Origin of the sequence: Streptomyces sp. NPDC002698, assembly GCF_042888945.1 — a bacterium.
Classification (GTDB): domain Bacteria; phylum Actinomycetota; class Actinomycetes; order Streptomycetales; family Streptomycetaceae; genus Streptomyces.
The window spans coordinates 149002-172512 of the sequence record NZ_JBIAQM010000003.1; the positions used below are offsets into that span (position 1 = coordinate 149002).

The following is a 23511-nucleotide window of genomic DNA, read 5'->3' on the forward strand; positions in this document are numbered from 1 at the left end:
AACCGACCAGGAAACGAAAGGTGGTTCTTCATGTCCGGCATCAAGTCCACTCTCACGCCCGGCCGCGCGGTCATCGCCGCGGCCCTTCTGATCGCCGCCGGCGCCTCGGTGCCGGCCGTCGCGAGTTCCACCGCCGCGCCGCCCGCGCGCAGCGGGAGCAACGGTCCCGCCTACGACCGCGTGGCCGACTTCTACGGCGCCTACGTGGACGCCGTGACCGACGAGGGCTCCGGCCGCCTCGGCACCCAGCTGCGGTCGTTCTACCTGACCCCGGGGCTGCGCACCCAGCTGGCCCGCTGGGAGAACCGTCAGCACGCGGACGGGGTGCTGCGCGCCCAGAACGTGCCGAGCGCCTGGAAGGTGACGGCGGGCGACAGCGGCGCCGGGCACACCTGGTCGACGGTCCGGCTCACCTGGGGCTCCGCCGCGCACCCGACGTACACCTATCTGACGGTGCAGTCGGATCTGGCGACGAAGAAGATCTCCGGCATCAAGCCGAGGAGCTGACCGGCTCCTCGGGCTCGGGAGCGCCCACGAAGGTCCGCCACAGCGCCGCGTAGCGGCCGTCCAGGCGGAGCAGTTCCTCGTGGGTGCCGTCCTCGGCGACCCGGCCGTGGTCCATCACCACGACCCGGTCCGCGCGGGCGGCCGTCGTCAGCCGGTGGGCGACCACCAGCGTCGTACGGCGGCCGGCCAGCCGGTCGGTGGCCTGGTTGACCAGGGCCTCGGTCGCCAGGTCCAGTGCCGCCGTCGCCTCGTCGAGGAGCAGGACGTCCGGGTCGACCAGCTCCGCGCGGGCCAGCGCGATCAACTGGCGCTGGCCGGCGGAGAGGTTGCGGCCGCGCTCGGCGACCTCGTGGAGGTAGCCGCCCTCCAGGGTGGCGATCATGTCGTGCGCTCCGACCGCGCGGGCGGCGGCCTCCACCTCGGCGTCGCCGGCGCCCGGACGGCCGTAGGCGATGGCGTCGCGGACGGTCCCCTGGAAGAGGTAGGCCTCCTGGGGGACGACGCCGAGCCGGTGCCGGTAGGCGGTGATGTCCAGGTCGCGCACGTCCATGCCGTCGACCGTCACCCGCCCGGTGGTCGGGTCGTAGAACCGGGCGACCAGCTTCACGAGCGTCGACTTGCCCGCGCCGGTCTCGCCGACGAAGGCGACGGTCTGCCCGGCGGGGATGCGCAGGGACACCGCGCTGAGCGCCTCCTCGGCCTCGCCCGCGCGGCCGTACGCGAAGCCGACGTCCTCGAACGCGATCTCGCCCCGCAGCGACGTGACGTCCCGCGGCGCGTCGGCGGACTTCGTCGAGGTCGGCTCCCGGAGCAGTTCCTGGATGCGGCCGAGCGAGACGGTGGCCTGCTGGTAGCCGTCGAACACCTGGGAGAGCTGCTGCACGGGCGCGAAGAACAGGTCGATGTAGAGGAGATAGGCGACCAGCGCGCCGGTGGTGAGCGTGCCGGAGTCGATCCGGTGGGCGCCCACGACCAGCACGGCCGCCGCGGCCCCCGAGGCCAGCAGCTGGACGAAGGGGAAGTAGACGGAGATCAGCCACTGTCCGCGGATGCGCGCCCTGCGGTAGCTGTCGCTGCCCTCCGCGAACCGCCGCCCGCTCGCGTCCTCGCGCCGGAACGCCTGGAGGATCCGCAGCCCGGACACCGACTCCTGGAGATCGGCGTTGACCACCGACACCCGCTCGCGGGCCAGTTCGTACGCCTTGACGCTCGCCCGGCGGAAGAAGAACGTGCCGACGACCAGCGGCGGCAGCGTCACGAAGACGACCATCGCGAGCTGCACGTCGATCACCAGCAGGGCGCCCATGATGCCGAAGAAGGTGACGACGGAGACGAACGCGGTGACGAGCCCGGTCTGCAGGAACGTCGACAGGGCGTCGACGTCGGTGGTCATCCGGGTCATGATCCGGCCGGTGAGCTCGCGCTCGTAGTAGTCGAGCCCCAGGCGCTGGAGCTGCGCGAAGATCTTCAGGCGCAGCGCGTACAGGACCCTCTCGCCGGTGCGGCCGGTCATCCGGGTCTCGCCGATCTGCGCGGTCCACTGCACGAGCACGGTGATCAGCCCGAGCGCGGCCGCCGCCCACACCGCGCCGAGCGCGAGCCGGGTGACGCCCTGGTCGATGCCGTGCCGGATCAGGATCGGCAGCAGCAGCGTCATCACCGCGTCGACGGCGACCAGGGCGAGGCTGATGAGCAGCGGGGCCCCGAAGCCGCGCAGCAGCCGGCGCAGTCCGTAGGAGTCCTCGGCCCGGACCGCGCGGGCCTCGTCGACGTCCGGGACGTCGGCGGCCGGGGGCAGCGCCTCGACCTGGGCGAGGAGTCCGGGGGTGGCGGGCATGCCGTCGAGGGCGTTGTCGCGGGGCTCGCGGTCGCCGGTCCACAGGCGCGGGGTCACTCCGCGCTCGGCGTCGAACTCGGCGTCCAGCTCCTCGCGTACGGAGGTGTCCTCCCGCGGCGCGGCCGGCACGGCGTGCCCCGGGGAGACGCCGCCCAGCTCGTCGGGGTCGGTGAGCAGCCGCCGGTAGAGGGCGCAGCGGTCCTGGAGTTCCTCGTGGGTGCCGATGTCGGCGAGCCGGCCTCCGTCGAGGACGGCGATGCGGTCGGCGAGGTTGAGGGTGGAGCGGCGGTGCGCGATCAGCAGGGTCGTACGGCCCTGCATGACCTGCCCGAGCGCCTCGTGGATCTCGTGCTCGACCTGGGCGTCCACGGCGGACGTGGCGTCGTCGAGGACGAGCAGCCGCGGGTCGGTGAGGATGGCGCGGGCGAGCGCGACGCGCTGGCGCTGGCCTCCGGAGAGGGTCAGGCCGTGCTCGCCGACCTTGGTGTCGTAGCCGCCGGGCAGCTCGGCGATGAACCGGTGCGCCTGGGCGGCGCGGGCGGCGGTCTCGATCTCGTCCTGGGTGGCGTCCGGGCGGCCGTAGGCGATGTTGGCGCGGACGGTGTCGGAGAAGAGGAAGGAGTCCTCGGGGACGAGCCCGATCGCGGCGCGCAGGGACTCGGTCGTCAGCTCGCGGACGTCGTGCCCGCCGATCAGGACGGCGCCGTGTGTCACGTCGTAGAAGCGGGGCATCAGCAGCGAGACCGTCGACTTGCCCGAGCCGGAGGAGCCGACGACGGCGAGGGTCTCGCCGGGCCGGATCTCGAAGCTCAGCCCGTTCAGGACGGGCCGGTCCTTGGTGTACCCGAAGGACACGTCGTCGAACTCGACGGTGGCGGGCGCGTCGGCCGGCAGGGTCTTGGTGCCGTCCTTGATCGACGGCTCGGTGTCGATGAGTTCCAGCACGCGCTCGGCGCCGGCGCGGGCCTGCTGTCCGACGGTCAGCACGACGGCCAGCATCCGTACCGGTCCGACGAGCTGCGCGAGGTAGGTGGAGAAGGCCACGAAGGTGCCCAGCGTGATCTGGCCGCGCACGGCCAGCCAGCCGCCGAGCGCGAGCATCGCGACCTGGCCGAGGGCGGGCACGGCCTGGAGGGCCGGGGTGTACCTGGCGTTGAGCCGGATGGTCCGCAGCCGGCCCGCGAAGAGCCTCCGCCCGACCTCGCGCAGTTTGCCGGTCTCCTGCTCCTCCTGTCCGAAGCCCTTCACCACGCGGACGCCGCTGACGGCGCCGTCGACGACACCCGCCACGGCGGCGGCCTGCGCCTGCGCGTACCAGGTGGCGGGGTGCAGCCGGGAGCGACTGCGCCTGGCGACGAACCACAGGGCCGGGGCGACGGCCAGCGCGACCAGGGTGAGCGGCAGGGACAGCGAGGCCATGATCCCGAGGGAGATCAGGAAGAGCAGGACGTTCCCGATGGTCATCGGAAGCATGAACAGCAGACCCTGGATGAGCTGGAGGTCGCTGGTCGCGCGGCCCACGACCTGCCCGGTGGACAGCTCGTCCTGGCGCCGCCCGTCCAGCCGGGTGATCGTCTCGTACATGTCGGTCCGCAGGTCGTGCTGGACGTCGAGGGCGAGGCGGCCGCCGTAGTAGCGGCGGACGAAGGTGAGGGCGTAGACGAGGACGGCGGCGCCGAGCAGCGCGCCCGCCCAGGGGGCCATGCCCCGGCTGTGGTCACCGATGACGTCGTCGATGATCACCTTGGTGATCAGCGGGACCACCGCCATCAGGGCCATGCCGCCCAGCGAGGAGCCGAGCGCGAGCACCACGTCCTTCGGGTACCGCCAGGCGTACCCCGCGAGCCGTCGCGCCCATCCCCGTTCCGTCGCCACTCCGGTGCCTTCCGTAGATCTCACTCCGCCGGAAGGAAGCAACACCGAGCGAAGCGGATTTCATCCCTCCGCAACAATCGTCCGCCCGGCAGCGCGACAGACGTCCGCCCGCCGGGCGCGGTGGCCGGGCGGGCGGACGACGGAGTACGGAGGTGACGGCGCGGGCTGCGCGGCCCCGGTCAGCTCGCCGGGACGGCCGGGAAGGCCTCCGTCGGCTGCGAGGTCGGCGTGAACCGCTGGGGTGCGACGGTCGTCGGCACGAGGTCCTTGTGGATGGCCTTGGCGACGGCCTGGATGGTGGCGACGCCGTAGTCCATGGTGCTGCTGCCGACGGTGAGCACCGACATCACGTAGTCGCGGCCGCCGCCGTTGAAGGTGCCGAGGCTGTGCACCCGCCACGCGTTCGAGGAACGCGAGAGCCAGCCGTTCTTGACGTGCACGGTGACCGTCGACGGCGCCCCGGCCGGGGTCCCCCAGCGCTGCGAGGAGACGACCTTGTTCATGAGCTTCAGGATGTAGGCGCGGGAGCTGTCGCTCAGCACCGTGTTCTTCGCCGTGACGAGTTTGAGCAGCTTCTGCTCGTCGGTGACGTTGATCTGCGTCAGACCCCAGTAGCCGCCGGTGCCGGGCGTGGTCTTCGTCATCCCCGCGGCGGTCAGGAAGCCCTTGATCTTCGTCAGACCGAGCTGGTTCCACAGCTTGGTGGTCGAGGCGTTGTCCGACTGGGTGATCATCTTGGTGGCGAGCGACGTCTCGGTGCTCGTCAGATAGCGGTTGTGCTTCTTCGCGTCCCACAGCAGCGCGGCGAGGACGGTGACCTTCACCGTGCTGGCCGAGTCGAACGAGGTGGTGGCGCGGAGTGTGCAGGTGGTGTTGGTCGAGCGGTCGTAGAGACCGACCGCGACCGTGCCGCGGCGGTTCGCGAGCGCCGCGGTGATGTCCTTCTGAAGCTTGGCGGCCAGACCGGCCTTGCCCGACGTGCAGCTGACCGTCGGAGCCGGCGCGGCACCGGCCGGGGCCGCGGCGATCGCGATCGGCAGGATCACCGCGGCACCGAGGCTCGTTGCGAGCACACGGGCAGCCCGGGATATCCGGTGAGTCATGGAGGCTTCCCATCCCCTTGATGCGATACGAACGCGCCCTGGGCGCGCTCGTATCGAAGACTCACAGGAACGCCCGACAGTTGTACGGGTGTTCTAGGAACTGGGATCCGGATCACCCGGGGTGCCGGAAGACCCTTCCTCGCTCACAGGCCGCTCACGGGCCGCTCACAGGGTCGGCGCCGTCCGGCCGGAAGCCGCTCACGGCGCCGGGTGAGCCGTTCCGTCATGTCCCGCGCGCGGCGGCGGAGTTGTTGAATCCCGACACAGAATCGACACTTTCCCTTAACCCCATTGACCGCATGTCCATGTCACCCTCCCCGTTATCCGCTCCATTCAACCCGCGTAGAACGGACACCCCACGATGCCCGCCACGCACACAGGCCGCTGGAAGACCCTGGCGCTGAGTACCTCCGCGATCCTCATCGGCATCACCCTTCCGACGATGACCGCGACCCCCGCGAGCGCCACCACCACCGCGTACGACAGCACGTACTACAAGAACGCGGTCGGCAAGACCGGCACCAGCCTGAAGTCCTCCCTGCACACCATCATCAGCAGCCAGACCAAGATCTCGTACTCCGCGGTCTGGAACGCGCTGATGGCCACCGACCAGGACCCGAACAACAGCAGCAACGTGATCCTGCTGTACAGCGGTGTCTCACGCGCCAAGTCCCTCAACGGCGGCGACGTCGGCGACTGGAACCGCGAGCACACCTGGGCCAAGTCGCACGGCGACTTCGGCGAGGTGACCGGCCCCGGCACCGACCTGCACCACCTGCGTCCCGCGGACGTCCAGGTGAACAGCATCCGCGGCAATCTGGACTTCGACAACGGCGGCAGCGCCGTCACCAACGGCGGCGGCAGCACCGTCGACTCCGACTCCTTCGCGCCTCGCGCCGCCGACCGGGGCGACGTGGCCCGCATGATCCTCTACATGGCCGTGCGCTACGAGGGCGACGACGGCTTCGCGAACCTGGAGCCCAACGAGAAGGTCGGCAACGGCAGCAACCCCTACATGGGCAAGCTCTCGATCCTCAAGGCCTGGAACGAGGCGGACCCGCCGAGCGCCTTCGAGGAGAAGCGCAACCAGGTCATCTACGACACCTACCAGCACAACCGCAACCCGTTCATCGACCACCCGGAGTGGGTCGAGGCGATCTGGTAGACGGGCGGGCCCGGCCCTTCCCCGTGCCCCGGGGCCTCTTCCGGACGGGAGAGACCCCGGGGTGACTCCCGGCCCCGGCGAGGGCGGGCCCTCAGCCCAGGTGGGTCGGCGCGAACATCCGCAGCAGCGCCGGGAGGACGACCACCGAGGGGCCGGGCGTGGCCAGGGCCTTGGCCAGGTCCTCCTCCAGCGTCCCGGGGGCCGTCAGGACACCCGGGACGCCGAAGGACTCGGCGAGGGCCACGTAGTCCGGGCGGGACAGCTCCGTCGCCGTGGCCTGGCCGAAGGCGTCGGTCATGTACTCGCGCAGGATGCCGTAGCCGCCGTCGTCGACGATCAGCCAGGTGACGTTCAGGCCGTACTGCCTGGCCGTGGCGAGTTCGGCGATCGAGTACAGCGCGCCGCCGTCGCCGGAGACCGCGAGGACGGGGTGGGTGGGATCGGCCGCCGCCGCGCCCAGCGCCGCCGGGAATCCGTAGCCGAGACCGCCCGCGCCCTGGGCGGAGTGCATGGTGTTCTTTCCCCGCGGGTCGAAGGCCGACCACGCCCAGTACGCCAGGATCGTCATGTCCCAGAAGGACGGCGAGCCGGCCGGCAGGGCCCGGCGGACGGACGCCAGCACGTCCTGTTCCAGGGTGAGTTCCTGGGCGGCGATGCGCTCCGCCACCCGCGCGAGGACCGTGCTCACGCGCCCGGCCGCCGACGGGTCGGGGCGTTCCCCGACCGTCTCCAGCAGCGCGGACAGCGCGAGCCGGGCGTCCGCGTGGATACCCAGCGCCGGGTGGTTGGACTCCAACTTGCCGAGGTCGGCCTCGATCTGGATCACCCGGCCGCGGGGCTTGAACGTGTGGTAGTTCGAGGACAGTTCACCGAGGCCCGAGCCGACGACCAGCAGGACGTCCGCGTCCTCCAGGAAGTCCGTGGTGTGCCGGTCCTCCAGCCAGGACTGGAGCGAGAGCGGGTGGGTCCAGGGGAAGGCGCCCTTGCCGCCGAACGTGGTGACGACCGGCGCGTTCAGCTTCTCCGCGAGGGACTTCAGCTTGCCGGACGCGTCCGACCGGACGACACCGCCGCCCGCGATGATCGCGGGACGGGCCGCCGAGGACAGCAAGTGGGCCGCCAGCGCGGTCAGTTCGGGACGCGGGACGAGGTCCTCGGGGGTCGCGTCCATCGCCGTGACCTGGGGCAGAGAGGTCTCGGCGAGCAGGACGTCCTGCGGGATCTCCACCCACACCGGTCCGTGCGGGGCGGTCAGCGCCGACTCCCAGGCCGCGGCGATGGCGGAGGGGATCTGCGACTGCGTACGGACCGTGTGGACGGACTTGACGACACCCCTGAACGACGCCTGCTGGTCGGGGAGTTCGTGGAGATAGCCGTGGCGGCCGCCGCCGAGTCCCGCGGTCGGGACCTGGCTGCTGATGGCGAGGACCGGAGCCGAGGCGGCGCGCGCCTCCTGGAGCGCGGCGAGCGAGGTCAGCGCCCCGGGACCGGTGGACAGCAGCAGCGGCGCGGCCTCGCCGGTGATCCGGCCGTAGGCGTCCGCCGCGAATCCCGCGTTGTTCTCGACGCGCAGCCCGATGTACCGGAGCGAGGAGCGGCGCAGCGCGTCGAACATGCCGAGCGCGTGCTGGCCCGGCAGCCCGAAGACGGTCGTCGCGCCGAGACCGGAGAGGGTCTCCACGACCAGGTCTCCGCCGTTGCGGCCGGGGGGCGGGTCGAGCGCGGCCTCCGTCTGCGCCGCCGAGGGACGGAGAACCAGGTCGTGGTCGTGGGTCACTTGTTCCGGGCCTCCGCGATCTGGCGGGACATGATGGTGGTCAGTTCGTACGCGGTGTGGGACGCGGCCACGGCGGTGATCTCGGCGTGGTCGTACGCCGGGGCGACCTCGACGACGTCGGCCGAGACCAGGTTGCAGGACGAGAGTCCGCGCAGGATCTCCAGGAGCTCGCGGGAGGTCATGCCGCCCGCCTCCGGGGTGCCGGTGCCGGGCGCGTGCGCCGGGTCGAGGCAGTCGATGTCGATGGAGATGTAGAGCGGGCGGTTCCCGATGCGCTGGCGGAGCTGGTCGGCGACCTCGTCGGCGCCGCGGCGGTAGACGTCCGCCGAGGTGACGATGCCGAAGCCCATCTTCTCGTCGTCGGTGAGGTCCTGCTTGCCGTACAGCGGGCCGCGGATGCCGACGTGGGAGAGCGCGGAGGTGTCGAGGATGCCCTCCTCGACGGCGCGGCGGAACGGGGTGCCGTGGGTGTACTCGGCGCCGAAGTAGGTGTCCCAGGTGTCGAGGTGCGCGTCGAAGTGGAGCAGCGCGACCGGGCCGTGCTTCTTGGCGACCGAGCGCAGCAGGGGCAGCGCGATGGTGTGGTCGCCGCCGAGGGTCATCAGGCGGGCCCCGGTGCCGAGCAGTTCGTCGGCGGCGGCCTCGACCGTCTCCACGGCCTCGTTGATGTTGAACGGGTTCGCCGCGATGTCACCGGCGTCCGCGACCTGCGCGAGGGCGAACGGGGAGGCGTCCTGCGCCGGGTTGTAGGGGCGCAGCAGCCGGGACGCCTCGCGGATCGCGTTGCCGCCGAAGCGGGCGCCCGGCCGGTACGAGACGCCGGAGTCGAACGGCACACCGACGACGGCGACGTCGGTGGTGCCGACCTCGTCGAGGCGCGGCAGCCGGGCGAAGGTCGCGGGGCCGGCGTACCGCGGGACGCGGGACGAGTCGACGGGGCCGCGGGGCGTCTCGTTGCTGCTCATGAGGTATTGCCTTCTTTCCTACGCTTTGTCGCGTATGTACAACTAAGTACAAGTAACACGACTCTACTGGTGAACCGGGACCGGTTCGGACACGGGTTCGGCGTCGCGGCCCACGAGCCGCTCCCGCCAGGTGGCCAGCACCGCGGCGTCGGTCGCCGGCGTGGCCAGCGAGACGATCACGTACGCGGCCAGGGAGAGCGACAGTCCGATGTAGACGGGCTCGTTGGCGAGGATGCCGTACGAGGCCATCAGACCGATGACCGCGACACCGCCGACGACGACGGAGGCGAGGGCGCCGTGGACCGTGCCGCGCTTCCACAGCAGACCGCCGAGGATCGGGACGAGCAGACCGCCGACGAGCAGGTTGTACGCGACGGTCAGCGCCTCGACGACGTTGTCGATCGCGATCGCCGTGCAGATCACGGCGATGCCCATGACCAGGATGAAGACGCGGTTGCCCTTGACCTCGTCGTGCTCGTCGCCCGCGTCCCGCTTCACGGCGCCGCGCAGCCGCGACCAGATGTCGTTGTTGGCGACGGTGGCACAGGCGATCAGGGCACCGGAGGAGGTGGACATCACGGCGGCGAGGGCCGCGGCGAGCACCAGTCCGCGCACACCGACCGGGAGTTCGTCCTTGACGATGGTCGCGAAGGCGGTGTCGGCGCTGGGCAGCTTCGGGTACATGACCTTGGCGGCGGTGCCGATGACGGCGCCGGCGAGGGCGTACACCAGGCAGTAGGTGCCGGCGACGGTGCCGCCCCACTTGGCGGTGCGGTCGTTGCGCGCGGTGAAGACGCGCTGCCAGATGTCCTGCCCGATCAGCATGCCGAACGTGTAGATCAGCACATAGGTGAAGATCGTCTCGCCGCCGATGCCCAGCGGGTCGAAGTACTCGGTGGGCAGCTCGGCCTTCATCGCGGAGAAGCCGCCCGCCTTGACCACCGCGATGGGCAGCAGCAGGAGCAGCACGCCGATCGTCTTGACGACGAACTGCACCATGTCGGTGAGCGTGATCGACCACATGCCGCCGAGCGTCGAGTACGCGACGACGATCGAGCCGCCGAGGACGATCGCGAGCGTCCGGTTCATGTCGAAGAGGACGTCGAAGATCGTGGCGTACGCGATGGTCGAGGTGACCGCGAGCATCAGGGTGTACGCCCACATGACGACGCCGGAGATGACTCCGGCCCGGCCGCCGTAGCGCAGGTCGAGCATCTCGGAGACGGTGTAGACCTTGAGGCGCGCGATGCGGGCGGAGAAGAAGACGGACAGGGCCAGCAGGCCGAGGCCGATGGTGAAGACCATCCAGGCTCCGGAGAGGCCGTACTGGTAGCCGAGGCCGACACCGCCGATGGTGGACGCGCCGCCCAGGACGATCGCGGCCATGGTGCCGGAGTACATGACGGGTCCGAGCCGCCGCCCCGCGACGAGGAAGTCGCTCTTGGACTTGGCGCGGCGCATGCCCCACCAGCCCATGGCCAGCATGCCGGCCAGATAGACGACGATCACTGTGTAGTCGACGGCCATGGGTCTCCTTCAGGCATTCGGTGGCGTGTCGTGCTGGGAGGGGGCGGACGAGCCGGGCCGGCAACTGATCGCGGGGACATCCGCCCGTACCCGCGGCTGCCGGTCGGGACGACACTAGGTGGCCGGAAAGCGGCTGCGAAGTGTACGTTTCATCCATTCGATCCGAACGGGATGGAGGAACTGTCCATCGTGCCGGACTCACCGCCACCGTCCGCCCCGGCCGTGTCCGTCCCGGCCGTGCCGCCGACCCCTCCGGTGCCGCTGTCGGCGCTGCTGGCCCGCGAGGACCTGGCCCTGCGCCTGATCGCCGGGCCCGCGGAACCCGACACGGTGATCCACTGGGCCCACACCTCGGAGATGGCCGACCCCTATCCGTACCTGCTGGGCGGCGAGCTGCTGCTGACAGCCGGGGTCCACGTGCCCGCCGCGGCCGGTCCCGGCGAGGACACCCCCGGCCCGGAGGACTACTTCGACGGCTATGTCTCCCGGATCGTCGCGGCGGGCGGCGCGGCCCTGGGGTTCGGGCTGGCGCCGGTCCACGACACCGTCCCGCCCGCCCTCGTCGCGGCCTGCGACGCCTACGGGCTGCCGCTGCTGGAGGTCCCGCCCCGCACGACGTTCTCCGGCGTCGCCCGCGCGGTGTGGCAGCTCATGGCCCAGGCCAGGCTGGCCGAGCTGCGCCGGGTGACGGAGGCCCAGCAGAGTCTGGCGGCCGCCGCCGCCCGCCCGGATCCGGTGCCGGCGGTACTGCGGCAGCTCGCCCGGCGGGTGAACGGCTGGGCGGTGCTGTACGGCCCGGAGGGCACGGAGCTGGCCCGGGCCGGAACCGTCCCGCCGCCCCGCCCACCGGAGGCACCCCGGCCCGGCCCGGCCGCCCCCGCACCCCACCCGGCCCCGGGAAACCCGGCACCTCCGGGAAACCCGGCGACCCCCGGCAGCCCGACGGCTTCCGCCCGACCGGCTCCGACCGACCCGCCGGCTCCCGGCAGCCCCGCGGCTCCCGGCAACCCGACAGCCCAGGCAGGCCCGTCGGCTCCCGGCAGCCCCGCGGCTCCCGGCAGTCCGACGGCTCCGGCCGACCCGGCGGCTCGCGTCGGCGCTCTCCGTGGAGGGTCTCCCGAGGACGTGCTCGGTGAGCTCGCCGGTGTCGTGCGGCCCCGTAAGGCCCAGGGCCCCGCACCGGCCTCGGCCACCGACACCGTGGGCGGTGTCCATCTCACGGCGTACGCGCTCGGCAGCGGCCAGGGCTTCGTCCTGGGCGTCGCCTCGCCGCGCCGCGACCCCGGCGACCCCACGATCGCCTCCGTCGCGTCCGTGCTGCTCTCCCTCCTCACCGGAGAGCACCAGAGCGCGAGCGGGGCCGCGCGGTCGGCGGCCCTGGTGCGGCTGCTGCTCGGGGCGGCACCCGAGGCGGTGGCCCCCCTTCTCGGCGGTGACCGGTGGGTGGTCGTGCACGCGCGCCCCGCCGGGGACGGCCCCGCCCCGGACGCCGTCTCCGCGTCCGCGCTGGCGGCCGCGCTGGGCTCCGCGCTGGTGGACGCCGGCGGCGACGTCGTCCGCGTCCTCGTCCCCGGTGACCGCGTGCCCGCCGCGCAGCCGGGCTGGACCTGCGGGATCAGCGCGCCCGCGAGCCCGCACGGGTGGGCGGCCGCCGACACCCAGGCGGCCCGCGCGCTGGCCCGCGCCCGCGCCACCCGGGCGGCCCTGGTGCGGCACGGCGACCGTCCCGCGCTCGCCGACCTCGTCCCACCGGCGGACGCCGAGGACCACGCCGAGGCCCTCCTCGCCCCCGTCGCCGGGACTCCGGCCCTGACCGAGACGCTGCGCACCTGGCTTTCCCTGCACGGCAGTTGGGACCGCACCGCGGTGGCCCTCTCCATCCACCGCAACACCGTCCGCCAACGCATCGCCCGCTGCGCCGCGTTGCTGGACACGGACCTCGACGACCCGGACGTACGGATGGAGTTGTGGTTCGCGCTCAGGGAGGACGGAACGCGGGGCGCGCCGAACGGCCCCGCGGCCCGAACACCCGAGTGACGCACGTCCCAGCGACCGGGGCGGCCGCGCCCGGGGCCCGAGAGCACCGGCACAATGGTGGTATGCCGATACCCGGGACGCCCAGCCGCGCCGAACTCGTCGACCATCTCGTGAAGACCCGTATCGCGGGGGATGTCGCCACGCCCCGCGAGAACAACCTCTCCCACTACCGCAAGCTGGCGAACGGCGAGCGCAACTGGTGGCTCGGACTGGAACTCGGCGACCGCTGGGCCGACGAGCAGGACGTGCTCGCGGTGATGGCGGAGCGGGTCGGCGTCAACGACGACCCCGAGTACCGCTACGGCCAGGACACCATCGACCCCGAGCTGACCGTGGACGCGCTGGACCGTCTCGCGGGCCGGCTGCGCAAGGCGGCCGAGGACCGTCAGCGGGTGCTGTTCGCGACCGGTCACCCCGGCGGGCTGCTGGACGTGCACCGGGCCACGGCCGCCGCCCTGCGCGCCGCCGGCTGCGAGATCGTGGTGATCCCGGACGGCCTCCAGACGGACGAGGGTTACGTCATGCAGTTCGCGGACGTGGCGGTGCTGGAGCACGGCGCCACGCTGTGGCACACGCACTCGGGCGAGCCGATGCGCGCGATCCTCACCGCGCTGGAGCGGGAGGGCCGCCCGCTGCCCGACCTGGTCGTGGCCGACCACGGCTGGGCCGGCTACGCGGGCCGGCACGGTGTGGACTCCGTGGGCTACGCCGACTGCAACGACCCGGCGCTCTTCCTCGCCGAGTCGGAGGGCACGCTCCAGGTCGTGGTCCCGCTCGACGACCACGTCCTCAGCCCGCGCCACTACGACCCCATGACGGCGTATCTGCTCGGAGAGGCGGGCCTGGCCTGAGCCCGGAGCCCTCGGACACCGGCCCGGATCCCGGCGACCGGTCCGGGGGCGCGCCCGGCGCGGGCCGGCTCCCGGACGGCGTTCGCGTGCCGCGCCACCGGACCGCGCGGCGCGGGCTCCGCTCACGGCCGGGGGTTCAGCCCTCGGACCGCCGCTGGGCGCGGCCCGGTGTCGGGTCCAGGTACACCCTGCTCACCGAGGGGAGCACCGACCGGATCCGCTCCTCGGCCCGCTCGCAGGCCCACTCGATCTGGGCCGCGGTCGACGCGTCCCGGAAGTCGACCTTGGCGGCGACGAGCGCCTCGCGCGGCCCCTGCACGAGCGTGATCAGCTCCAGTACGGCCTCCACGTGCTCCACGTCCAGCAGCGCCGCCCGGATCCGCTCCCGCATCGGCCGGGGCAGCGGCCGTCCGATCAGCAGCTCCGCGTTGGAACGGCCGAGCACCCAGGCGACGTAGAGCAGCAGGAGCCCGATGAGCAGCGAGGCGATACCGTCCCAGACGCCCGATCCGGTGAGCTGGCCTCCGAGCAGGCCGCCCGCGGCGAACACCAGGCCGACCAGCGCGGCCGAGTCCTCCATGACGACGGCCTTCACCGCGGTGTCGGGGGTGCGCCGGAGGTAGGTCCTGAAGGGGGCGTCGAGGCGGGCGGCCTCACCGCGCGCCTGCCGCAGTCCCGTCCGCAGGGAGAAGCCCTCCAGCAGGAAGGCGACGGCCAGCACGATGTACGACAGGAGCGGGTCGCCGAGCTCCTCGCCCGCGACCAGGGTGTGGACGCCGTCGTAGATCGAGAAGACCGCGCCGCCGACGAAGGTGGCGACGGCGGCGAGCAGGGCCCAGATGTAGCGCTCGGGTCCGTAGCCGAGCGGATGGTCCTCGTCCGCCGGCTTCTCGCTCCGTTTCAGCGCCGTGAGCAGCAGCAGCTCCGTGACGGTGTCGGCGACGGAGTGGGCGGCCTCCGACAGCATCGCGCTGGAGCCGCTGATGACACCGGCGACCGCCTTGGCGACGGCGATCCCGAGATTGGCGGCCGCGGCGACGATCACCGTGAAGACGCTCTCGCCGCTGCCGGAGTCCTGCGCTGCGTCAGTCATGCCCCAGTCTTACCGGGCCACGCCTACCGGGGTACGCGGACCACGCCCTCCTGGATCACCGAGATGGCCAGCCGGCCGTCCTGGGTGTAGATGCGGGCCTGGCCGAGGCCCCGGCCGCCCGAGGCGGACGGTGACTCCTGGTCGTACAGCAGCCATTCGTCGGCGCGGAAGGGGCGGTGGAACCACATCGCGTGGTCGAGCGAGGCGCCGACGACGTCGCCGGTCACCCAGCCGCCGCGCCCGTGCGCGAGCAGGATGGAGTCGAGGAGCGTCATGTCCGAGACGTAGGTCGCGAGGACGACGTGCAGCAGCGGGTCGTCCGCGAGCTTGCCGTTGGTGCGGAACCACACCTGGGAGCGCGGCTCGCGGGCCTCGCCGACGGTGGCGTACGGCGGCGCGTCGACATAGCGCAGGTCGACGGACTCCCGGGCCTCCAGGATGCGCTCCACGACCTCGGCGTCGGTGAAGACGTCGGCGTACAGCGGAAGCAGTTCGGCGGCCGTGGGCAGCGTCTCCGGGTCGGGCGCGGGCGGCATCGGCGCCTGGTGCTCCATGCCCTCCTCGTACGCCTGGAAGGACGCGGAGAGATGGAAGATCGGCTGTCCGTGCTGGACCGCGACCACCCTGCGGGTGGTGAAGGAGCGGCCGTCGCGGATGCGGTCCACGGAGTACACGATGGGTGCGCCGGGGTCGCCGATCCGCAGGAAGTACGCGTGCAGGGAGTGGGCGAGCCGGTCCTCGGGGACCGTGCGCCCGGCGGCCACGAGGGCCTGCGCGGCCACCTGCCCGCCGAAGACCCGGGGGACGACGGCGGACCGGGAACGGCCGCGGAAGATGTCCTCCTCGATCCGCTCGAGGTCGAGCAGATCGAGGAGGGACTGAAGTGCCTCGCTCATAAGGCAGTTGTACCGCGCAGTCTTTTCTCGGACCTTACAGGCCCATGTCCTTGGCGATGATCGTCTTCATGATCTCGCTGGTGCCGCCGTAGATGCGGTTGACCCGGTTGTCCGCGTACAGGCGGGCGATCGGGTACTCGTTCATGAAGCCGTAGCCGCCGTGGAGCTGGAGGCAGCGGTCGATGACGCGGTGCGCGACCTCGGTGCAGAACAGCTTGGCGCTGGCGGCCTCGGCCGGGGTCAGCTCACCGGCGTCGAGGGCCTCGAGCGCGCGGTCGGCGACGGCCTCGGCCGCGTCCACCTCGGCCTGGCAGGCGGCCAGCTCGAACTTGGTGTTCTGGAAGGAGGCGACCGACTTGCCGAAGACGGTGCGCTCCTGGACGTACTCCTTGGCGAACCGGACGGCGGCCTTGGCCTGCGCGTAGGCGCCGAAGGCGATGCCCCAGCGCTCGGAGGCGAGGTTGTGGCCGAGGTAGTAGAAGCCCTTGTTCTCCTCGCCGAGCAGGTCCTCGACGGGCACCTTCACGTCGACGAACGCCAGCTCGGCGGTGTCGGAGGTCTTCAGGCCGAGCTTGTCGAGCTTGCGGCCGATGGAGTAGCCCTCGGACTTGGTGTCCACGGCGAACAGGGAGATGCCGTGGCGGCGGTCCTCGGCGGTGGGCGCGGAGGTGCGGGCGCAGACGATCACGCGGTCGGCGTGGACGCCGCCGGTGATGAAGGTCTTGGCGCCGTTGAGGACGTAGTGCGTGCCGTCCTCGGAGAGCTTGGCGGTGGTCTTCATGCCCGCGAGGTCGGAGCCGGTGCCCGGCTCGGTCATCGCGAGGGCCCACATCTCCTCGCCGGAGACGAACTTCGGCAGGAACCGCTTCTTCTGCTCGTCGCTGGCGAGCATCTTGATGTAGGGCAGGCCGAGCAGCACGTGCACGCCGGAGCCGCCGAAGGTGATGCCCGCGCGGGCGGTCTCCTCGTACACGATGGCTTCGAACTTGTACGAGTCGATGCCGGCGCCGTCGTACTCCTCGTCGACGCGGATGCCGAAGACGCCCAGCTCGCCGAGCTTGTGGTAGAAGTCGCGCGGCGCCTGACCGGCGGCGAGCCACTCGTCGTAGACCGGGGCGACCTCGGCCTCGATGAAGGCGCGCAGGGTCTCCCGGAACGCCTCGTGGTCCTCGTTGAACACAGTACGGCGCACCGCCGCCACCTCCGCCTGGATACCTTGGGTTATTTCTAAGCGCTTGCTCAGATACGAGGTTACCCGTCGGTCACGAGCGCCGTCCAGGGGTCGCCCCCCGAGACGCTCGTCACGCCCCGGAAACCTCGGGAGCCTCGGAAGCCACGGGAACCTCGGAGGCCACGATCGCCGCCTCGGGAACCATGGCCGCCGCGCCGAAGGCCCCCAGCGCCATCCGGTGCAGCAGCTCGGCGGTCCCCGCGCGCCCCGGGAGCGCGCCCGGCCGTCCCAGGTGGGGGGTCGAGTTCAGCAGGCCGAAGACCGAGTGCACGGACGAACGGGCCGCGGGCTCGGTGAGCCCCGGGTACACGTCACGGACCACCTCCACCCACAGCTCGACGTACTGGCGCTGGAGCTGGCGCACGAGCTTGCGGTCGCTGTCCCGCAGGCGGTCCAGCTCACGGTCGTGCAGGGTGATCAGAGGGCGGTCGTCGAGCGCGAAGTCGATGTGCCCCTCGATGAGCGAGTCGAGGAGCGTCTCCGCGCCCCCGTCGGCCTCCGCGACGCGGCGCCGGCCGCCCGTGAGCAACTGCCCGCTGATCCCCACCAGCAGTTCGGCGAGCATCGCGTCCTTGCCGGCGAAGTGCCGGTAGAGGCCGGGGCCGCTGATACCGACCGCCGCTCCTATCTCATCCACTCCCACGCCGTGGAAACCGCGCTCGGCGAACAGCCGGGCCGCTTCCCTGAGGATCTGCTCGCGCCGGGTGGGGGCGTCGGTTCTGGTGGCCATGGAATCAATTCTAGACAGGCGGGTTAGCGGTCGTTAACCTGAAGGAGTTGCGTTAACGCTCATTAACTGGTCGACCACTGGTGAGGGGACCGCAGGATGCAAGAGGCACCGGAGCTGACGAGCGCGGCAGATCCCGCGTCGGAGGCCTGGAGGGCCAACGAGGCGGCACACCGCGCGCTGGGCGAGGAGCTGCGCCACAAGCTGGCCGCGGCGCGGCTCGGCGGCGGCGAGAAGGCACGCGCGCGGCACACCGCGCGCGGCAAGCTGCTGCCCCGCGACCGTGTGGACGCCCTGCTCGACCCCGGCTCCCCGTTCCTGGAACTGGCGCCGCTCGCCGCCGACGGGATGTACGACGGGGCGGCCCCGGCCGCCGGTGTCATCGCCGGGATCGGCCGGGTGAGCGGGCGCGAGTGCGTGATCGTCGCCAACGACGCCACCGTCAAGGGCGGCACGTACTACCCGATGACGGTGAAGAAGCACCTGCGCGCCCAGGAGGTGGCGCTGGAGAACCGTCTGCCCTGTCTGTATCTCGTCGACTCCGGAGGCGCCTTCCTGCCCATGCAGGACGAGGTGTTCCCCGACCGTGATCACTTCGGGCGGATCTTCTACAACCAGGCGCGGATGTCCGGCGCCGGGATCCCGCAGATCGCGGCCGTCCTCGGCTCCTGCACGGCCGGCGGCGCGTACGTGCCGGCGATGAGCGACGAGGCCGTGATCGTCCGCAACCAGGGGACGATCTTCCTGGGCGGGCCCCCTCTGGTGAAGGCCGCCACCGGTGAGGTGGTGACCGCCGAGGAACTGGGCGGCGGCGAGGTCCACTCCCGGACCTCCGGCGTCACCGACCACCTCGCCGAGGACGACGCGCACGCGCTGCGGATCGTGCGCACCATCGTCGCCACGCTCCCCGCGCGCGGGAAGCTCCCCTGGGAGGTCACCGCGGCGGCGGAGCCCAAGGTCGACCCGTACGGGCTGTACGGCGCGGTGCCGGTCGACTCCCGCACCCCCTACGACGTGCGCGAGGTCATCGCGCGCGTGGTCGACGGTTCGCGCTTCGCCGAGTTCAAGGCCGAGTTCGGGCAGACCCTGGTCACCGGCTTCGCGCGGATCCACGGGCACCCGGTCGGGATCGTCGCCAACAACGGCATCCTGTTCTCCGAGTCGGCCCAGAAGGGCGCCCACTTCATCGAGCTGTGCGACCAGCGCGGCATCCCGCTGGTGTTCCTGCAGAACATCTCCGGGTTCATGGTGGGCCGCCAGTACGAGGCCGGCGGCATCGCCAAGCACGGCGCGAAGATGGTGACGGCCGTCGCCTGCACCCGCGTACCGAAGCTGACCGTCGTGATCGGCGGTTCGTACGGCGCGGGCAACTACTCCATGTGCGGCCGGGCGTACTCGCCGCGCTTCCTGTGGATGTGGCCCGGCGCCAAGATCTCCGTGATGGGCGGCGAACAGGCCTCCTCGGTCCTCGCGACCGTCAAGCGCGACCAGATCGAGGCGCGCGGCGAGTCCTGGCCGGCCGCGGACGAGGAGGACTTCAAGGACCCGATCCGCCGGCAGTACGAGCAGCAGGGCAACGCCTACTACGCGAGCGCCCGGCTCTGGGACGACGGAGTGATCGACCCGATGGAGACCCGGCAGGTCCTCGGACTCGCCTTGACCGCCTGCGCCAACGCGCCCCTGGGTGACCCCCAGTTCGGCGTCTTCCGGATGTGAGGGGACCCATGTTCGACACAGTGCTCGTGGCCAACCGGGGTGAGATCGCCGTACGCGTCATCCGCACCCTGCGCGCGCTCGGCGTGCGCTCGGTGGCCGTCTTCTCGGACGCGGACGCCGACGCCCGCCATGTCCGGGAGGCCGACACGGCGGTACGGATCGGACCGGCGCCCGCGTCGGAGAGCTATCTGTCGGTGGAGCGGCTGCTGGAGGCGGCGGCCCGCACCGGCGCCCAGGCGGTGCACCCGGGGTACGGCTTCCTCGCCGAGAACGCCGCCTTCGCGCGGGCCTGCGCGGAGGCCGGACTGGTCTTCATCGGCCCGCCCGCCGAGGCGATCTCCCTGATGGGCGACAAGATCCGCGCCAAGGAGACGGTGAAGGCGGCCGGAGTCCCGGTCGTCCCCGGCTCCTCGGGCAGCGGTCTGACGGACGCGGAGCTGATCGCGGCCGCCCGCGAGATCGGCGTCCCGGTGCTCCTGAAGCCGAGCGCGGGCGGCGGCGGCAAGGGCATGCGCCTGGTACGCGACATCGGGGTCCTGGCCGACGAGATCGCCGCCGCCCGGCGCGAGGCGCGGGCCTCCTTCGGCGACGACACGCTCCTCGTCGAGCGCTGGGTCGACCGGCCCCGGCACATCGAGATCCAGGTCCTGGCGGACGGGCACGGCAACGTCGTGCACCTGGGCGAGCGCGAGTGCTCCCTCCAGCGCCGCCACCAGAAGATCATCGAGGAGGCGCCCAGCGTGCTCCTCGACGAGGCCACGCGCGCCGCGATGGGAGAGGCGGCCGTCCAGGCGGCCCGCTCCTGCGGCTACCGGGGCGCGGGCACGGTGGAGTTCATCGTCCCCGGCGGCGACCCGTCCTCGTACTACTTCATGGAGATGAACACCCGCCTCCAGGTGGAGCACCCGGTCACCGAGCTGGTCACCGGCCTCGACCTCGTCGAGTGGCAGCTCCGGGTCGCCGCCGGCGAGCACCTGCCGTACGCGCAGGAGGACATCACCCTCACCGGGCACGCGGTGGAGGCCCGGATCTGCGCCGAGGACCCGGCGCGCGGCTTCCTCCCCTCGGGCGGCACCGTGCTCGCGCTGCACGAGCCCCAGGGCGACGGGGTGCGCACCGACTCGGGCCTGACGGAGGGCACCGAGGTCGGCAGCCTCTACGACCCGATGCTCTCCAAGGTCATCGCGTACGGCCCCGACCGCCCGACGGCGCTGCGCCGGCTCCGGGCCGCCCTCGCCGACACGGTCACCCTGGGCGTCCAGACGAACGCGGGCTTCCTGCGCCGTCTGCTGGCCCACCCGGACGTGGTGGCCGGCGACCTGGACACCGGTCTGGTCGAGCGGGAGGCGGACGGCCTGGTCCCGGACGGGGTGCCCGAGGAGGTGTACGAGGCGGCGGCGGCCGTCCGGCTCGCCGCCCTGACCCCGGCGGGCGAGGGCTGGAGGGACCCGTTCTCGGTGCCGAGCGGATGGCGGCTCGGCGGCACACCGAAGCCGGTGGGCTTCTCCCTGCGCGTCCTCGACCCCGTGGAGTACACCCCGCGCGGCACCCACACGGTGACCGCCGACCGGGTCGCGGTGACGCTCGACGGGGTGCGGCACACCTTCCACCGCGCCGCCGACTGGATCGGCCGCGACGGCGACGCCTGGCACGTGCGCGACCACGACCCGGTGGCCGCGTCGCTCACCGGAGCCGCGCACGCCGGTGCCGACTCGCTGACCGCGCCCATGCCCGGCACGGTGACCGTCGTGAAGGTCGCCGTCGGCGACGAGGTGGCCGCCGGACAGAGCCTGCTCGTGGTCGAGGCGATGAAGATGGAGCACGTCATCTCCGCGCCGCACGCCGGGACCGTCAGCGAGCTGGACGTCACACCGGGCACGACCGTCGCCATGGACCAGATCCTGGCGGTCATCACCCCCGCGGAGGAGGCGGAGACGGCATGAGCGCTTCCGAACCGGGCCTGCCGATGGCCGTACCGGCTCAGGCCGTACCGGTCCAAAACATGCCCGCGCGGGTGCGGATCTACGAGGTCGGCGCGCGCGACGGGCTCCAGAACGAGAAGGCGACCGTGCCCACCGAGGTGAAGGCGGAGTTCATCCGGCGCCTCGCGGACTCGGGGCTGACCACGATCGAGGCGACCAGCTTCGTCCACCCCAAGTGGGTGCCCCAACTGGCCGACGCGGAGCAGCTGTTCCCTCAGGTGGCCGACCTGCCGGTGGCGCTTCCGGTGCTGGTGCCGAACGAACGCGGGCTGGAGCGGGCGCTGACGCTCGGCGCCCGGCACGTGGCGGTCTTCGCCAGCGCGACGGAGTCCTTCGCGAAGGCCAACCTCAACCGGACGGTCGACGAGTCGCTCGCCATGTTCGAGCCGGTGGTGAGCCGCGCGAAGGAGGCGCGGCTCACCGTCCGCGGCTATGTCTCGATGTGCTTCGGCGACCCGTGGGAGGGGCCCGTCCCGGTCCATCAGGTCGTCCGCGTGTGCAAGGCGCTGAGGGACATGGGCTGTGACGAGCTGAGCCTCGGCGACACGATCGGCGTGGCGACACCGGGCCATGTGCAGGCCCTGCTCGCCGAGCTGAACGAGGAGGGCGTGCCCACCAGCGCGCTCGGCGTGCACTTCCACGACACCTACGGCCAGGCGCTCTCCAACACCCTGGCCGCCCTCCAGCACGGCGTCGCCACCGTCGACGCCTCCGCGGGCGGCCTCGGCGGCTGCCCGTACGCGAAGTCCGCGACGGGCAACCTCGCGACGGAAGACCTCGTATGGATGCTCCAGGGCCTCGGTATCGACACCGGGGTCGACCTCGGCCGCCTCACCGCCACAAGCGTGTGGATGGCCGGACAACTGGGCCGACCCAGCCCGTCCCGCACCGTCAAAGCACTCGGTAAAACGACTCAGTCCCACCAGGAGTGATCCGCATGTCTCTGGACCACCGCCTCTCCCCCGAGCTCGAAGAACTCCGCCGCACGGTCGAGGAGTTCGCCCACGACGTCGTGGCGCCGAAGATCGGCGACTTCTACGAGCGGCACGAGTTCCCCTACGAGATCGTGCGGGAGATGGGCCGCATGGGCCTGTTCGGGCTGCCGTTCCCCGAGGAGTACGGCGGCATGGGCGGCGACTACCTCGCGCTCGGCATCGCCCTGGAGGAACTGGCCCGGGTCGACTCCTCCGTGGCCATCACCCTGGAGGCGGGCGTCTCGCTGGGCGCCATGCCCATCCACCTCTTCGGCACCGAGGAGCAGAAGCGGGAGTGGCTCCCGCGGCTGTGCTCCGGGGAGATCCTGGGCGCCTTCGGCCTGACCGAGCCGGACGGCGGCTCGGACGCGGGCGCGACCCGCACGACGGCGCGCCTCGACCCCGAGACGAACGAGTGGGTCATCAACGGCAGCAAGTGCTTCATCACCAACTCCGGCACGGACATCACGGGCCTGGTGACGGTCACCGCCGTCACCGGCCGCAAGCCCGACGGCAAGCCGCTGATCTCCGCGATCATCGTCCCCTCCGGCACCCCGGGCTTCACGGTCGCCGCCCCGTACTCGAAGGTCGGCTGGAACGCCTCCGACACCCGTGAGCTGTCCTTCGCGGACGTGCGCGTCCCGGCGGCCAACCTGCTCGGCGAGGAGGGCCGCGGCTACGCGCAGTTCCTGCGCATCCTGGACGAGGGCCGCATCGCCATCGCCGCGCTGGCCACGGGGCTCGCGCAGGGCTGTGTCGACGAGTCGGTCAAGTACGCCAAGGAGCGGCACGCGTTCGGCCGCCCGATCGGCGCCAACCAGGCGATCCAGTTCAAGATCGCCGACATGGAGATGAAGGCCCACATGGCCCGGGTGGGCTGGCGCGACGCCGCGTCCCGTCTCGTGGCGGGCGAGCCCTTCAAGAAGGAGGCGGCCATCGCCAAGCTGTACTCCTCCACGATCGCCGTCGACAACGCCCGTGACGCCACCCAGGTCCACGGCGGCTACGGCTTCATGAACGAGTACCCGGTCGCCCGTATGTGGCGCGACTCCAAGATCCTGGAGATCGGCGAGGGCACGAGCGAGGTCCAGCGGATGCTGATCGCCCGGGAGCTGGGGCTCTCGGGCTGATCCCGGCACCGTGCCCGCGGCTCCCGGACACCACCGGGAGCCGCGGGGCCGCGGGGCGTGGGGCGCCCGGCCGGATGCCGGGTCCGGCCCGGTGCGGTATGGCCTGGTGCGGTCCAGT

General features: G+C 72.0%; 17 protein-coding genes. 8 read left to right on the forward strand and 9 right to left on the reverse strand.

Annotated elements, in window-relative coordinates; genetic code table 11:
- Positions 1-30 precede the first annotated feature (30 nt).
- Positions 31-507 (forward strand): hypothetical protein, encoded by a 477-nt coding sequence (locus ACFYW9_RS05415; RefSeq protein ID WP_389145136.1) that lies wholly within the window; start codon positions 31-33, stop codon positions 505-507.
- Here the strand turns inward: ACFYW9_RS05415 and ACFYW9_RS05420 are convergent.
- Both ACFYW9_RS05420 and ACFYW9_RS05425 read right to left on the reverse strand, forming a co-directional pair.
- Positions 491-4219, reverse strand: coding sequence for an ABC transporter ATP-binding protein (locus ACFYW9_RS05420; RefSeq protein ID WP_389145765.1), 3729 nt, complete (start codon positions 4217-4219; stop codon positions 491-493). The genes ACFYW9_RS05415 and ACFYW9_RS05420 overlap by 17 nt on opposite strands.
- Positions 4220-4398: 179 nt before the next feature.
- Positions 4399-5322 (reverse strand): serine hydrolase, encoded by a 924-nt coding sequence (locus tag ACFYW9_RS05425; RefSeq protein WP_389145139.1) that lies wholly within the window; start codon positions 5320-5322, stop codon positions 4399-4401.
- A gap of 361 nt (positions 5323-5683) precedes the next feature.
- On the opposite strand from ACFYW9_RS05425, the gene ACFYW9_RS05430 reads away from it, so the two are divergent.
- On the forward strand, positions 5684-6487 hold the full coding sequence (locus ACFYW9_RS05430) for an endonuclease (RefSeq protein ID WP_351861635.1): 804 nt from the start codon (positions 5684-5686) through the stop codon (positions 6485-6487).
- Between the two features lie 91 nt (positions 6488-6578).
- Here the strand turns inward: ACFYW9_RS05430 and ACFYW9_RS05435 are convergent, their stop codons facing one another.
- From ACFYW9_RS05435 to ACFYW9_RS05445, 3 genes are all read right to left on the reverse strand, one after another.
- The gene (locus tag ACFYW9_RS05435; protein WP_389145143.1) at positions 6579-8264 is read right to left on the reverse strand and encodes a thiamine pyrophosphate-binding protein; all 1686 of its coding nucleotides are present in this window, start codon (positions 8262-8264) and stop codon (positions 6579-6581) included.
- Positions 8261-9229 carry an agmatinase gene (gene speB, locus ACFYW9_RS05440; RefSeq protein WP_326787619.1) on the reverse strand — a complete coding sequence of 323 codons (969 nt, stop codon included), beginning with the start codon at positions 9227-9229 and terminating at the stop codon, positions 8261-8263. Before speB ends, ACFYW9_RS05435 begins: the two co-directional genes overlap by 4 nt.
- Before the next feature lie 63 nt (positions 9230-9292).
- On the reverse strand, positions 9293-10756 hold the full coding sequence (locus ACFYW9_RS05445; RefSeq protein WP_389145147.1) for a sodium:solute symporter: 1464 nt from the start codon (positions 10754-10756) through the stop codon (positions 9293-9295).
- A 171-nt stretch (positions 10757-10927) separates the two neighbouring features.
- Here ACFYW9_RS05445 and ACFYW9_RS05450 point away from each other — a divergent pair, with 171 nt between their 5' ends.
- Positions 10928-12793, forward strand: coding sequence for a PucR family transcriptional regulator ligand-binding domain-containing protein (locus tag ACFYW9_RS05450; protein WP_389145150.1), 1866 nt, complete (start codon positions 10928-10930; stop codon positions 12791-12793).
- A 62-nt stretch (positions 12794-12855) separates the two neighbouring features.
- The gene (locus ACFYW9_RS05455; RefSeq protein WP_351861643.1) at positions 12856-13644 is read left to right on the forward strand and encodes a phosphatase; all 789 of its coding nucleotides are present in this window, start codon (positions 12856-12858) and stop codon (positions 13642-13644) included.
- Positions 13645-13780: 136 nt separating this feature from the next.
- Here the strand turns inward: ACFYW9_RS05455 and ACFYW9_RS05460 are convergent, their stop codons facing one another.
- The 4 genes from ACFYW9_RS05460 to ACFYW9_RS05475 form a co-directional block, all read right to left on the reverse strand.
- Positions 13781-14737 (reverse strand): cation diffusion facilitator family transporter, encoded by a 957-nt coding sequence (locus ACFYW9_RS05460; RefSeq protein WP_389145153.1) that lies wholly within the window; start codon positions 14735-14737, stop codon positions 13781-13783.
- 23 nt (positions 14738-14760) lie between these two features.
- Complete coding sequence (tesB, locus tag ACFYW9_RS05465; RefSeq protein WP_351861648.1) at positions 14761-15633, reverse strand: acyl-CoA thioesterase II; 873 nt, start codon at positions 15631-15633, stop codon at positions 14761-14763.
- Between the two features lie 34 nt (positions 15634-15667).
- Positions 15668-16825 carry an acyl-CoA dehydrogenase family protein gene (locus ACFYW9_RS05470; RefSeq protein ID WP_389145157.1) on the reverse strand — a complete coding sequence of 386 codons (1158 nt, stop codon included), beginning with the start codon at positions 16823-16825 and terminating at the stop codon, positions 15668-15670.
- A 109-nt stretch (positions 16826-16934) separates the two neighbouring features.
- Entirely contained in the window at positions 16935-17594 is a 660-nt protein-coding gene (locus ACFYW9_RS05475; protein ID WP_389145160.1) for a TetR/AcrR family transcriptional regulator, read from the reverse strand.
- A 96-nt stretch (positions 17595-17690) separates the two neighbouring features.
- On the opposite strand from ACFYW9_RS05475, the gene ACFYW9_RS05480 reads away from it, so the two are divergent.
- The 4 genes from ACFYW9_RS05480 to ACFYW9_RS05495 are packed head-to-tail and all read left to right on the forward strand — an operon-like array spanning position 17691 to position 23393.
- Positions 17691-19307: a carboxyl transferase domain-containing protein gene (locus tag ACFYW9_RS05480; protein ID WP_351861654.1), complete on the forward strand. Its 1617-nt coding sequence runs from the start codon at positions 17691-17693 to the stop codon at positions 19305-19307.
- Positions 19308-19315: 8 nt separating this feature from the next.
- Positions 19316-21250, forward strand: coding sequence for an acetyl/propionyl/methylcrotonyl-CoA carboxylase subunit alpha (locus tag ACFYW9_RS05485; protein ID WP_389145165.1), 1935 nt, complete (start codon positions 19316-19318; stop codon positions 21248-21250).
- Positions 21247-22221 (forward strand): hydroxymethylglutaryl-CoA lyase, encoded by a 975-nt coding sequence (locus tag ACFYW9_RS05490; RefSeq protein WP_389145168.1) that lies wholly within the window; start codon positions 21247-21249, stop codon positions 22219-22221. Before ACFYW9_RS05485 ends, ACFYW9_RS05490 begins: the two co-directional genes overlap by 4 nt.
- An 11-nt stretch (positions 22222-22232) precedes the next feature.
- The gene (locus tag ACFYW9_RS05495) at positions 22233-23393 is read left to right on the forward strand and encodes an acyl-CoA dehydrogenase family protein (protein WP_351862051.1); all 1161 of its coding nucleotides are present in this window, start codon (positions 22233-22235) and stop codon (positions 23391-23393) included.
- The last annotated feature ends 118 nt before the right edge of the window (positions 23394-23511 follow it).

Excerpts from the sequence above, each read along its gene's own strand:
- ACFYW9_RS05415 (WP_389145136.1), top strand. The coding sequence starts at position 31 with ATGTCCGGCATCAAGTCCACTCTCACGCCCGGCCGCGCGGTCATCGCC.
- ACFYW9_RS05425 (WP_389145139.1), bottom strand. The coding sequence starts at position 5,322 with ATGACTCACCGGATATCCCGGGCTGCCCGTGTGCTCGCAACGAGCCTC.
- ACFYW9_RS05430 (WP_351861635.1), top strand. The coding sequence starts at position 5,684 with ATGCCCGCCACGCACACAGGCCGCTGGAAGACCCTGGCGCTGAGTACC.
- speB (WP_326787619.1), bottom strand. The coding sequence starts at position 9,229 with ATGAGCAGCAACGAGACGCCCCGCGGCCCCGTCGACTCGTCCCGCGTC.
- ACFYW9_RS05445 (WP_389145147.1), bottom strand. The coding sequence starts at position 10,756 with ATGGCCGTCGACTACACAGTGATCGTCGTCTATCTGGCCGGCATGCTG.
- ACFYW9_RS05450 (WP_389145150.1), top strand. The coding sequence starts at position 10,928 with ATGGAGGAACTGTCCATCGTGCCGGACTCACCGCCACCGTCCGCCCCG.
- ACFYW9_RS05455 (WP_351861643.1), top strand. The coding sequence starts at position 12,856 with ATGCCGATACCCGGGACGCCCAGCCGCGCCGAACTCGTCGACCATCTC.
- ACFYW9_RS05460 (WP_389145153.1), bottom strand. The coding sequence starts at position 14,737 with ATGACTGACGCAGCGCAGGACTCCGGCAGCGGCGAGAGCGTCTTCACG.
- tesB (WP_351861648.1), bottom strand. The coding sequence starts at position 15,633 with ATGAGCGAGGCACTTCAGTCCCTCCTCGATCTGCTCGACCTCGAGCGG.
- ACFYW9_RS05475 (WP_389145160.1), bottom strand. The coding sequence starts at position 17,594 with ATGGCCACCAGAACCGACGCCCCCACCCGGCGCGAGCAGATCCTCAGG.
- ACFYW9_RS05480 (WP_351861654.1), top strand. The coding sequence starts at position 17,691 with ATGCAAGAGGCACCGGAGCTGACGAGCGCGGCAGATCCCGCGTCGGAG.
- ACFYW9_RS05485 (WP_389145165.1), top strand. The coding sequence starts at position 19,316 with ATGTTCGACACAGTGCTCGTGGCCAACCGGGGTGAGATCGCCGTACGC.
- ACFYW9_RS05490 (WP_389145168.1), top strand. The coding sequence starts at position 21,247 with ATGAGCGCTTCCGAACCGGGCCTGCCGATGGCCGTACCGGCTCAGGCC.